This is a genomic window from Citrobacter arsenatis (assembly GCF_004353845.1).
Classification (GTDB): domain Bacteria; phylum Pseudomonadota; class Gammaproteobacteria; order Enterobacterales; family Enterobacteriaceae; genus Citrobacter; species Citrobacter arsenatis.
This window is the reverse complement of sequence record NZ_CP037864.1, coordinates 175,290-186,763: the sequence shown is the minus strand read 5'-3', so window position 1 is coordinate 186,763 and position 11,474 is coordinate 175,290. Positions and strand designations below refer to the sequence as shown.

14 protein-coding genes are annotated in these 11,474 nt (G+C 54.3%); 9 read left to right on the top strand and 5 right to left on the bottom strand.

Annotated features, from left to right (window positions below; genetic code table 11):
• Positions 1–53 precede the first annotated feature (53 nt).
• Positions 54–602, bottom strand: a complete 549-nt coding sequence (locus tag E1B03_RS01865) for a helix-turn-helix domain-containing protein (RefSeq protein WP_003825255.1) — start codon at positions 600–602, stop codon at positions 54–56.
• Between the two features lie 101 nt (positions 603–703).
• On the opposite strand from E1B03_RS01865, the gene E1B03_RS01860 reads away from it, so the two are divergent.
• The gene (locus tag E1B03_RS01860; protein WP_133085600.1) at positions 704–1,363 is read left to right on the top strand and encodes an AzlC family ABC transporter permease; all 660 of its coding nucleotides are present in this window, start codon (positions 704–706) and stop codon (positions 1,361–1,363) included.
• Positions 1,363–1,686 (top strand): AzlD domain-containing protein, encoded by a 324-nt coding sequence (locus E1B03_RS01855; protein WP_103771924.1) that lies wholly within the window; start codon positions 1,363–1,365, stop codon positions 1,684–1,686. Before E1B03_RS01860 ends, E1B03_RS01855 begins: the two co-directional genes overlap by 1 nt.
• A 42-nt stretch (positions 1,687–1,728) precedes the next feature.
• Here the strand turns inward: E1B03_RS01855 and E1B03_RS01850 are convergent, their stop codons facing one another.
• Positions 1,729–1,941, bottom strand: a complete 213-nt coding sequence (locus tag E1B03_RS01850) for a YdgH/BhsA/McbA family protein (protein WP_003825262.1) — start codon at positions 1,939–1,941, stop codon at positions 1,729–1,731.
• Between the two features lie 129 nt (positions 1,942–2,070).
• On the opposite strand from E1B03_RS01850, the gene E1B03_RS01845 reads away from it, so the two are divergent.
• A complete protein-coding gene (locus tag E1B03_RS01845; RefSeq protein ID WP_133085599.1) occupies positions 2,071–2,592 on the top strand; it encodes a Crp/Fnr family transcriptional regulator in 522 nt (173 codons plus the stop codon).
• A 58-nt stretch (positions 2,593–2,650) separates the two neighbouring features.
• The gene (locus tag E1B03_RS01840; protein ID WP_103771922.1) at positions 2,651–3,157 is read left to right on the top strand and encodes a YgjV family protein; all 507 of its coding nucleotides are present in this window, start codon (positions 2,651–2,653) and stop codon (positions 3,155–3,157) included.
• Here the strand turns inward: E1B03_RS01840 and fdhD are convergent.
• Positions 3,124–3,960 carry a formate dehydrogenase accessory sulfurtransferase FdhD gene (gene fdhD, locus E1B03_RS01835; protein ID WP_103771921.1) on the bottom strand — a complete coding sequence of 279 codons (837 nt, stop codon included), beginning with the start codon at positions 3,958–3,960 and terminating at the stop codon, positions 3,124–3,126. The two genes, E1B03_RS01840 and fdhD, sit on opposite strands and share 34 nt — an antisense overlap.
• 194 nt (positions 3,961–4,154) lie before the next feature.
• On the opposite strand from fdhD, the gene fdnG reads away from it, so the two are divergent.
• Genes fdnG through fdhE form a run of 4 tightly spaced genes read left to right on the top strand, consistent with a single transcriptional unit; the run spans position 4,155 to position 9,678 of the window.
• Entirely contained in the window at positions 4,155–7,205 is a 3,051-nt protein-coding gene (gene fdnG, locus E1B03_RS01830) for a formate dehydrogenase-N subunit alpha (protein WP_103771920.1), read from the top strand.
• A 12-nt stretch (positions 7,206–7,217) separates the two neighbouring features.
• Positions 7,218–8,120 (top strand): formate dehydrogenase O subunit beta, encoded by a 903-nt coding sequence (gene fdoH, locus E1B03_RS01825; RefSeq protein ID WP_003028691.1) that lies wholly within the window; start codon positions 7,218–7,220, stop codon positions 8,118–8,120.
• A complete protein-coding gene (gene fdoI / locus E1B03_RS01820) occupies positions 8,117–8,752 on the top strand; it encodes a formate dehydrogenase cytochrome b556 subunit (protein WP_040233076.1) in 636 nt (211 codons plus the stop codon). The genes fdoH and fdoI overlap by 4 nt, the downstream gene beginning before the upstream one ends.
• On the top strand, positions 8,749–9,678 hold the full coding sequence (gene fdhE / locus E1B03_RS01815) for a formate dehydrogenase accessory protein FdhE (RefSeq protein ID WP_103771919.1): 930 nt from the start codon (positions 8,749–8,751) through the stop codon (positions 9,676–9,678). The genes fdoI and fdhE overlap by 4 nt, the downstream gene beginning before the upstream one ends.
• 36 nt (positions 9,679–9,714) lie before the next feature.
• On the opposite strand, the gene E1B03_RS01810 is transcribed toward fdhE, so the two are convergent.
• Positions 9,715–10,089, bottom strand: coding sequence for a type II toxin-antitoxin system VapC family toxin (locus E1B03_RS01810; protein WP_103771918.1), 375 nt, complete (start codon positions 10,087–10,089; stop codon positions 9,715–9,717).
• Positions 10,089–10,331 carry a ribbon-helix-helix domain-containing protein gene (locus E1B03_RS01805; RefSeq protein WP_043018956.1) on the bottom strand — a complete coding sequence of 81 codons (243 nt, stop codon included), beginning with the start codon at positions 10,329–10,331 and terminating at the stop codon, positions 10,089–10,091. Before E1B03_RS01805 ends, E1B03_RS01810 begins: the two co-directional genes overlap by 1 nt.
• Before the next feature lie 205 nt (positions 10,332–10,536).
• Between E1B03_RS01805 and E1B03_RS01800 the strand changes: the two genes are divergently transcribed.
• Entirely contained in the window at positions 10,537–11,445 is a 909-nt protein-coding gene (locus E1B03_RS01800) for an alpha/beta hydrolase (protein WP_133085598.1), read from the top strand.
• Positions 11,446–11,474 lie beyond the last annotated feature (29 nt).

Genomic DNA, 11,474 nt, shown 5'->3' with positions numbered 1-11,474 from the left:
GTAGGCCGGATAAGGCGCTAACGCGCCGCATCCGGCACAACGCAACAGAACAGTTAGTTCTGCTCAGAAACCAGAATCGCCTGGGTGTCAGGCTCCAGCGCTTTAAAGATATGCGCCCGATCTGCGGGGTAACAAATATAGTCGCCCTCGCCTAACTCCTCCGGCGCTTCCGTCAATCCCACCATCGCCTTACCCTGCGTCACAATGATGTGTTCTACCGATCCCGGCGGATGGGGCTGTGAAATCCGATCCGCGCCCGGCTGCGTCAGCAGCAGATAGATATCCCGCCGCGCCCCCGGTGGGCAGGCGGCCAGTAAAATGGCCTGATAGTGGGCCTGCTCAGCCACCACCTTTGTCCCTTCGCCGCGGCGAATCACCTGCGTTTTTTGTTCCTGCGGCTCCAGCAGGCGAGCAAAGGGAATATCTAACGCCACACACAGCGACCAGAGCGTTTCCAGGCTAGGATTGCCATTGCCCGCTTCCAATTGCGAGAGTGTCGATTTTGCAATCCCCGCGCGACGGGCAATCTCCGCCAGCGACAAACCGGTGCGCTGACGTTCACGCACCAGGCTTTTCGCAATCATACTGATGGGCTGGGTCATTCACGACTCCACGTTTTTTATATCGAACGAATCGTTCGACTTGTAAAGTTAACTGGTCCCGTTCATTATAATGGAAATTCGTTCGATATGGCTAAAACGGTATGAAACATTATTTTTCCAGTCTCAAAAGCGACACGATAAAAGCAATATTTTTAGTCTGTCTGGCCGTCGGCGTCGTCGGCATGTCATACGGCTCGCTGGCGATGGCCTACGGCTTCCCGCTGTGGGTACCGTTTGTGCTCTCTATTACCGTGCTGGCGGGCGCGTCCGAGTTTATGTTTATCGGCATCGTCGCCAGCGGTGGTAATCCACTGGCGGCTGCGGCTGCCGGTTTACTGGTCAACGCCCGACACGTGCCGTTTGGCGTCACGGTGCGCGATCTGGTGGGTAGCCGGGCCGCCAGCTTCCTCGGCTGCCATATCATGAACGACGAAAGCGTGGTCTTTGGCCTGTCGCAAAAAACGCCCGAACAACGAAAAGCCGCCTACTGGCTGTGCGGTCTGGGCGTCGCCATTTTCTGGCCTGTAGGCACGCTGATCGGCGCGGGTGTCGGCAAACTGCTCCCCGCCCCGGAGACTATCGGTCTGGATGCCGTCTTCCCCGCCATTCTGCTGGCTTTGGTTGTCCCAGCATTCAAAAACCGCACCACGCTGATCCGTGCCTGTAGCGGCGCCGGGCTGTCGCTTGCCGCCATCCCCTTTGCACCGGTCGGTTTACCGGTCCTGCTTTCACTGTTTGGCTTACTGACGAGGAAAAAATAATGGGCAACATGACGCTGTTTATCGTCGGTATCGCCATCTTATCTCTGGGAACGTATTTAATGCGTTTAGGAGGAGCGAAGCTTGGCAGCCGTTTAGCGTTCTCAGAACGCTCGCAGGCACTGCTTTCCGACGCCGCAACAGTATTACTGTTCTCCGTTGCGCTGGCGACCACCTTTTACGAAGGGGAACATTTTGCCGGCATGGCGCGCGTGCTGGGCGTGGCTTTTGCGGTATTTCTCGCCTGGCGCAAGCTGCCGCTGATTGTGGTGATCGTCGCTGCCGCGGTGGTAACTGCGCTGTTAAGAATGGCGGGTATAAACTAAAAAAGCGCCTCAAGGGCGCTCTTTCGACAGTACTAAGGTATCTTATTTCAGCAGTTCAGCGGTCATGTGCACGCGGTTGCCGGTGTAAGCCTGAGTGATTTTATAATCGCTGGCGCCTGCACGTTCAGCCTGAGCGGCAATTTTTGCTTCAGCGCTTTCCAGCGTAGAACCGGTTGCGGTCACTGTCTGAGCAGCGAAAGAACCGAAAGAAGTAGCCAGAGCGATAACTGCGACAAAAGTTTTGATGCTTTTCATGATATAAACCCTTTAACTAAGTTGTTTGAATAAGGCACCGTGCCTTGATGTGATAAATAATAGCCATCTCATCACACAACTGAAAGCGGAAGGATTTGCCAGTCTTATTCAAATTATTTGAGAGATAAGATGGCACGTAATCGGGAATCACAATGGCTTGCAGGCAGCCGAAGGAAAGCGCAACCGGCGGGTAGTTGGTTACTACGTCAGGGTGAACCGCAAAGTAAAATCCATCTTTTACATCATGGCGTTGTACGTGCGGTGTATCACGCAGACAACGGCGTTGAAAAGGTTAAAGAATTCTACTTCCCTGGGGAGTACTGCTTTCTGTATCTGAACTGGCTAACCAACACGCCTGCCGATTACAGTCTGCAGATGATCACCGCTGGCGAAACCAGTGAAATACCGCTGGCGTTGCTGGATGCGCCGGAAAATCAGGATCTTAAGACCCAGCTACTGGTTCAGCAGTTGATCTACAAAGAGAAAAAAGAGCAAATGCTGCTGCTCAATACCCCAGAGCAACGCTACCAGTACGTACAAACACACTTCCCGGACTGGGAGTCGCAGCTCACTCAGCGCGATCTCGCCAACTATATCGGCATCACTCCCGTTAGCCTGTCTCGTATTCGCCAGCGTCTTAACAAAGGTTAACGCCTTACGTTGATGCGTCGATTATTGTCCCGTCACTCATTAACTGTTGGCGCACATTATGAACGCATTTCTCCTCTCTCAGATGCTGGCTGGCATCAGCTTTTTGCTGGATATTTCCGCTTTTCATTTCCAACGCCGGGCCATCACCTTATTTCTGCTCACCAGCTCCACTTCCCTGTTGGCTATCCACTTCTATCTTTTAGATCAACACGCTGCGGCTGGGTTAATGATCATTGCCGCATGCCGCTACGCGACGGCCATTGTCACGTTTCACCGCTGGGCGATGGGGGGATTTATGCTGGGATCGCTGCTGTGTAGCGTTTATCTTTGGCAAAATTTGTCGAGTATTTTGCCGCTGATGGGAAGCCTGCTGATGACCTTTGCGTCGTTTCAAAAACGCAGCGGAAGATTACGGGGATACACATTGTGCGGCAGCCTGTGTTGGCTACTGAACAATGTGATTGTCGGCTCGCCAGTCGCTGTAATCATGGAACTGGCATTTTCAGGCAGTATTTTGGCCGCCTGGTGGCGTCACAGAGCGATCAAACGTTGCGGATGCGTATAGATTGTTGCTCTGCCCGGTTTGCAAAAACCCACCAGCGTCAGATTACAGCGTTCAGCAACTTCCACAGCAAGCGTTGTCGCCGCAGAGACGGCAAACAGAATTTCCACGCCGCACATCGCCGACTTCTGCACCATCTCGTAGCTGGCGCGGCTGGAGACTAATACCGCGCCCTGCTGCCAGGTCTCACCTTCGATTGCACGTCGTCCCAGCAGTTTATCCAGCGCAACATGACGACCTACATCTTCATGCCCACCCGCCAGATGACCTGACGGCTGAACCCAGGCAGCCGCATGCGTACAGCCTGTCAGTTGCCCAACAGGTTGGAAATCAGGGAGATGCCGTAAAGCGTTATCGAGATGCGCCAGATCGAATGTCTGGGTAAACGGCAGTGGCTGCACCGGTTTACCTATATCATTAAGCTGTTCCACACCACAAACACCGCAGCCGGTGCGCCCGGCCAGTGCGCGACGACGCTCTTTCAGCCCCATAAAGCGGCGGCTGGACAGCTCAACCTGCACTTCTAATCCGTTGCAGGAAGGCACTACGTCCATCGCGTAAATATCCTGCGGGGACTCAATAATGCCTTCAGAAAGTGAAAAGCCCATCGCGAAGTGCTCAAGATCTTTCGGTGATGCCATCATCACCACGTGTGAAATCCCGTTATATACCAGCGCCACAGGCACTTCTTCAGCTACCTCATCAGGCTGAGGCTGTTGCAAATCCTCACGCTTCCAGAGGGTCAACTGACGAGATCCTGTCGGAGATGTCACATTCTTGATGTTTTCTTGAATAATCTTATTCACTTTCTTTTAACCATATTGGAACACGCATACCAACATTGTGGTATTCTTTACAAACCCCTCCTGGACGGAGGGAAATTCACCCAATTCTGGACCTTTGCGGTCCCGTCCGCAAAGAAAAATAACAACCACTTCCCTCGCGTTCGCGTTATAGAAAAGCGAAGGGAACGTGACAATGTCGAAACAAGGAGCGAACCATGCAGGTCAGCAGAAGGCAGTTCTTTAAGATCTGCGCTGGCGGTATGGCAGGCACCACGGCAGCGGCACTGGGCTTTGCACCCGGCGTAGCGCTCGCGGAAACACGGCAATATAAACTGCTGCGCACCCGTGAAACCCGTAACACCTGCACTTACTGTTCCGTTGGCTGTGGACTGTTAATGTACAGCCTCGGTGACGGAGCTAAAAACGCCAAAGCATCCATCTTCCATATCGAAGGGGACCCGGATCACCCGGTGAACCGTGGCGCGCTGTGCCCGAAAGGGGCTGGACTTGTGGACTTCATCCACTCCGAAAGCCGCCTGAAATTCCCGGAATACCGCGCACCAGGCTCTGATAAGTGGCAACAGATTAGCTGGGATGAGGCATTTGACCGCATCGCTAAGCTGATGAAAGAAGACCGTGACGCTAACTATGTGGCACAAAACGCCGAAGGCGTAACCGTTAACCGCTGGCTTTCCACCGGGATGCTGTGTGCTTCCGCTTCCAGTAACGAAACCGGCTATTTAACGCAAAAATTCTCCCGCGCGCTCGGTATGCTCGCGGTCGACAACCAGGCACGCGTCTGACACGGACCAACGGTAGCAAGTCTTGCTCCAACATTTGGTCGCGGTGCGATGACCAACCACTGGGTCGACATTAAAAACGCCAACCTCGTCGTGGTGATGGGCGGTAACGCCGCTGAAGCTCACCCGGTCGGGTTCCGCTGGGCGATGGAAGCCAAGATTCACAACGGCGCGAAGCTGATTGTGATCGATCCGCGCTTTACGCGAACCGCTGCGGTGGCTGATTTCTATGCTCCGATTCGTTCCGGTACTGACATTGCTTTCCTGTCAGGCGTTTTGCTGTACCTGCTGAACAACGAAAAATTCAACCGCGAATACACTGAAGCCTACACCAACGCCAGCTTGATCGTGCGTGAGGATTACGGTTTCGAAGATGGCCTGTTCACCGGCTACGACGCGGACAAACGCAAGTATGACAAAACCAGTTGGAACTACGAACTGGATGAAAAAGGCTTCGCCAAACGCGACGTCACCTTGCAACATCCGCGCTGCGTGTGGAACCTGCTGAAACAGCACGTCTCCCGCTACACGCCGGACGTTGTCGAAAACATCTGTGGGACGCCAAAGGCCGACTTCCTGAAGGTCTGTGAATACATCGCAGAAACCAGCGCCAAAGATAAAACCGCATCGTTCCTGTACGCCCTGGGCTGGACGCAACACTCCGTGGGTGCACAGAACATCCGTACTATGGCAATGATCCAGTTGCTGCTTGGCAACATGGGGATGGCAGGCGGCGGCGTTAACGCCCTGCGCGGTCACTCCAACATTCAGGGCTTGACCGATTTAGGCCTACTGTCACAAAGCCTGCCGGGCTATATGACGCTGCCGAGCGAAAAACAGACCGACCTGCAAACCTACCTTGCCGCTAACACGCCAAAACCATTGCTGGAAGGTCAGGTGAACTACTGGGGCAACTACCCGAAATTCTTCGTTTCGATGATGAAAGCCTTCTTTGGCGATAAAGCGACAGCGGAAAACAGCTGGGGCTTTGACTGGTTGCCGAAGTGGGACAAAGGGTACGACGTGCTGCAGTACTTCGAGATGATGAACCAGGGCAAAGTGAATGGCTATATCTGCCAGGGCTTTAACCCGGTCGCATCATTCCCGAATAAAAACAAAGTTGTGGCTTCACTGTCCAAACTGAAGTATCTGATCACTATCGATCCGCTCAACACCGAGACCTCCACCTTCTGGCAGAACCACGGTGAGTCGAACGATGTTGACCCGTCAAAAATCCAGACCGAAGTATTCCGTCTGCCGTCCACCTGCTTCGCCGAAGAAAACGGTTCTATCGTCAACTCCGGTCGCTGGCTGCAGTGGCACTGGAAAGGCGCGGATGCCCCGGGGATTGCCGTTACCGATGGCGAAATCCTTGCCGGTATCTTCCTGCGTCTGCGCAAGATGTATGCCGAACAAGGCGGAGCGAACCCGGAACAGGTGCTGAGCATGACCTGGAACTACTCCACCCCGCACGAACCGGCTTCGGAAGAAGTGGCGATGGAGAGTAACGGTAAAGCGCTGGCCGACATTACCGACCCGGCCACCGGCGCGGTTATCGTCAAGAAAGGCCAACAGCTCAGCTCGTTCGCCCAACTGCGTGACGACGGCACCACCTCCAGCGGCTGCTGGATTTTTGCCGGTAGCTGGACGCCGGAAGGCAACCAGATGGCGCGTCGCGATAACGCCGACCCGTCAGGCCTTGGCAATACGCTGGGCTGGGCATGGGCGTGGCCGCTCAACCGACGCATTCTGTATAACCGCGCTTCCGCTGACCCGCAGGGGAATCCGTGGGATCCAAAACGTCAGATCCTGAAATGGGACGGAGCGAAATGGAGCGGGATGGATATTCCGGACTACAGCGCCGCCGCACCGGGCAGCAACGTTGGGCCGTTCATCATGCAGCCGGAAGGGATGGGACGCCTGTTTGCTATCGATAAGATGGCGGAAGGTCCGTTCCCGGAACACTACGAGCCGTTTGAAACGCCGCTTGGGACTAACCCGCTGCACCCGAACGTTGTCTCTAACCCTGCCGCACGTATCTTTAAAGGTGACGCGGAAGCTCTGGGTAAAGCAGATAAGTTCCCGTACGTCGGTACGACCTACCGTCTGACCGAGCACTTCCACTACTGGACCAAGCACGCGCTGCTGAACGCCATCGCTCAGCCGGAACAGTTTGTGGAAATTGGCGAGAAGCTGGCGAATAAGCTCGGTATCTCCCATGGCGACACCGTCAAAGTCTCCTCTAATCGCGGCTACATTAAGGCCAAAGCGGTGGTGACTAAACGTATTCGCACACTGAAGGCTAACGGTAAGGATATCGACACTATCGGTATTCCGATTCACTGGGGCTACGAAGGTGTGGCGAAAAAAGGCTTTATCGCTAACACGTTAACGCCATTCGTCGGTGATGCGAACACGCAGACGCCGGAATTTAAGTCTTTCCTCGTGAACGTGGAAAAGGTGTAACGGAGACGACCTATGGCTTATCAATCGCAAGACATCATTCGTCGATCCGCCACTAACGGTTTCACCCCCGCGCCTCAGGCGCGGGATCACCAGGAAGAGGTGGCGAAACTTATCGACGTCACTACCTGCATCGGCTGTAAAGCCTGTCAGGTGGCATGTTCCGAGTGGAACGACATCCGTGATGAAGTGGGCAACAACGTTGGGGTGTATGACAACCCGGCGGATTTGACCGCCAAATCCTGGACGGTGATGCGCTTCTCGGAAGTGGAACAGAACGACAAACTTGAGTGGCTGATCCGCAAGGATGGCTGTATGCACTGCGCCGATCCGGGCTGCCTGAAGGCGTGCCCGGCTGAAGGCGCGATCATTCAGTATGCCAACGGCATCGTCGACTTTCAGTCCGAGCAGTGCATCGGCTGCGGCTACTGCATTGCTGGCTGCCCGTTCGATGTGCCACGCCTCAACCCGGAAGACAACCGCGTCTACAAATGTACGCTGTGCGTTGACCGTGTGGTGGTTGGGCAAGAACCGGCCTGCGTGAAAACCTGTCCAACCGGCGCCATCCATTTCGGCACGAAGGAGTCGATGAAGACGCTGGCCGGCGAGCGCGTAGCGGAACTGAAAACGCGTGGTTACGAAAATGCGGGTCTGTACGATCCGGCAGGCGTAGGTGGTACGCACGTAATGTACGTATTGCACCATGCCGACAAGCCGAATCTGTACCACGGTCTGCCGGAGAACCCGGAAATCAGCGCGACCGTGAAATTCTGGAAAGGCATCTGGAAACCTCTCGCAGCAGTCGGCTTTGCAGCGACATTTGCGGCCAGTATCTTCCACTACGTCGGCGTAGGCCCGAATCGTGCGGAAGAGGAAGAAGACAATCTGCATGAAGAAAAAGACGAGGTGCGCAAATGAAACGACGTGACACCATCGTGCGCTACACGGCGCCGGAACGCATCAACCACTGGATCACCGCCTTCTGCTTCATTCTGGCGGCAGTGAGCGGGATGGGCTTTCTCTTCCCGTCTTTTAACTGGCTGATGCACATCATGGGCACTCCGCAACTGGCGCGAATTGTGCACCCGTTTGTCGGCGTTGTCATGTTTGCCTCGTTTATCATCATGTTTTTCCGTTACTGGCACCACAATCTAATCAATCGGGATGATATCTTTTGGGCGAAGAATATTCGTAAGATTGTCGTCAACGAGGAAGTAGGTGACACGGGACGTTATAACTTCGGCCAGAAATGCGTATTCTGGGCGGCGATTATCTTCCTGGTCCTGTTGCTGGTGAGTGGAGTGGTCATCTGGCGTCCGTATTTTGCGCCTGCTTTCTCAATCCCGGTGATCCGATTCGCGTTAATGCTGCATTCATTTGCCGCAGTAGCGTTAATTGTGGTTATCATGGTGCACATTTACGCCGCCCTTTGGGTGAAAGGCACCATTACCGCGATGGTGGAAGGATGGGTTACCAGCTCATGGGCGAAGAAACATCACCCGCGCTGGTACCGTGAAGTCCGCAAGACAACGGAAAAAAAAACTGAATGAGTATTCGCATAATCCCGCAAGATGAGCTGGGTTCGAGCGAGAAACGCACGGCGGATATGATTCCGCCGTTGTTATTCCCCAGACTCAAAAATTTGTATAACCGCCGCGCTGAGCGACTGCGCGAGCTGGCCGAGAACAACCCGCTGGGCGATTACCTGCGCTTTGCCGCGCTGATCGCCCACGCGCAGGAAGTGGTGTTGTACGACCATCCGCTGCAGATCGATCTGACCGCTCGCATCAAAGAAGCGAACGATCAGGGCAAACCGCCGCTGGATATCCACGTTCTGCCACGCGACAAACACTGGCAAAAATTGCTGCAATCGTTAATTGCTGAGCTAAAGCCAGAAATGAGCGGCCCTGCGCTAGCCGTGATCGAGAATCTGGAAAAAGCCTCAGAGCAGGAACTGGAGCTGATGGCCAGCGCGCTGTTTGCCTCTGATTTCGCCTCCGTCAGCAGCGACAAAGCGCCGTTCATTTGGGCTGCCCTGTCGCTCTACTGGGCGCAGATGGCAAGCCTGATCCCCGGCAAAGCCCGTGCGGAATACGGTGAACAGCGTCAGTACTGCCCGGTATGTGGTTCAATGCCGGTCTCCAGCATAGTGCAAATCGGGACCACTCAGGGGCTGCGCTATCTGCACTGCAACCTGTGCGAAACCGAGTGGCACGTGGTGCGCGTGAAGTGCAGCAACTGCGAGCAGAGCCGTGATTTGAACTACTGGTCGCTGGATAACGAACAGGCGGCAATTAAAGCTGAAAGCTGCGGCGACTGTGGGACTTACCTGAAGATTCTCTATCAGGAAAAAGACCCGAAAGTTGAGGCAGTAGCCGACGATCTCGCTTCACTGATGCTGGACGCGCACATGGAGCAAGAAGGCTTCGCCCGCAGCTCCATCAACCCGTTCCTGTTCCCGGGTGAAGGGGAGTAGGTTCTCCGCACCACCGGGCGGCGTGGGTCGCCCGGGTTATAACGTATACGGCGTGACCACGCCTGATATGCCTGCAAAATCCTTGGTATTACGCGTAATCAGCGTAAGACGATGAATCTGCGCTGTGGCCAAAATAATGGCATCCGGCAATTTCATCCCATGTTTCTGTCTGATACTTACGCTTCGTTCAGCAATATCCTGTGAAACGCCGATCACGTTAAAAGCGCCTAGCGCAACGCGAGTACGGGCTTCCTGATGGTATTTTTTTGCGCCCACCATCACTTCCATCCATGTAATGAGACTGATTGAGTTCTGTGGCGGCCATGTTTCTATCGCTAGTTTTGCTTCATTTCTCCCGCTAAACAGGTCGATGAGGATGTTGGTATCAAAAAGCGCTGATCCTTTGACCATTACCATTCCTCACGGAGTTTACGCTGATATTCAACACCATCTTCCTCACAGCCTTGCCACAGCCCAAGCGCACGTGAAATTGTTGTTTCAGCCTGATCCTGCCTCTCCAGGTACTGTTCAACAGCCTCCCGTAAGAGTTCTGCTCGCGGCAGGTTGCGCTGAACCTTGAGATCATCAAGACGTTTAATCACCTCATCTGATAAATCGAGTAAAATTCTGCCCATATCCATCCCAGCCATCATACTCACATATACCTCCAGTATATCATCGGCGATTAATTTCCACACAAGATACACTTGAGAAAAGTGGGAAAGTAGCCCTCACGCGAACGATTTTTATTTTTGCGAGCCGCTTTCCAGAATCATACCCGCCCCCTTTTTTCCCATTTGCTTTCGTAGGTATCCAGGTTATAAACCTGTATATCCATACAGATAAGGAAAATAGAAAATGGTACTGGAAAGCGGGATTGCACAGCTGGTTGAGGCATTTATCGCGGCGGGACGCCCTTCTTCACGCCAACAGAATATTGATGACCGGAGAGCAGGCTACATCGCCAGCACAGCACTGGCAGGAAAAACTGAAACCCGCGTACAGGTTGAAGATATTGAACTCGATGCCATGACGTTTCGCGTTGTTTCGCCGCGGGGCGGCACGGGAATTCTACCCTGCGTTATCTATTATCACGGCGGCTGCTTTGTCAGCGGCGGATTCGCCACCCATGATAACCAGCTAAGGCAGCTCGCGTGGTACAGCGGCTGTCGGGTCATTGCGGTGCAATATCGCCTCGCGCCAGAGCACACCTTCCCGGCTGCACATAACGATGCTGAAACAGGGGCTAATATTATCTGGAAGTATGCCCAAAAACTGGGAGTCGACCGCAACAAAATTACGCTTGCCGGTGACAGCGCGGGCGGGCATCTGGCGCTGGTCACCGCACTACGCCTGAAAGCTGGCGGACAATGGCAACCTGCGCAGCTTATGCTGATCTACCCGATGCTGGACGCAACCGCCAGGTTTGCGAGCTATGACCATAATGGACAGGATTACATTATCACCCGCGACACGCTACTGTCGGGCTACGAGATGTATATACCGCAAACCGATCCACTGCATCCCGAAGTCAGCCCGCTCTGGCGTGAAGACTTCAACGGTTTGCCGCCCACGCACATCATTACAGCTGAATTCGACCCACTGCGAGATGAAGGCGAGGCCCTGTATCAACGGTTCCAGGAACAGGGAGTGGAGTGCACTAGCCAACGCTATCTCGGCGTTATCCACGGATTTTTCCAGTTGGCTGGGGTGAGCCAGGCGGCACGAAGCGTTATGCGGGATGTGGCCTGGCGGCTAGGTCAGTAAGGTTGTTCATGTTTTCGTCCACGGGTGCT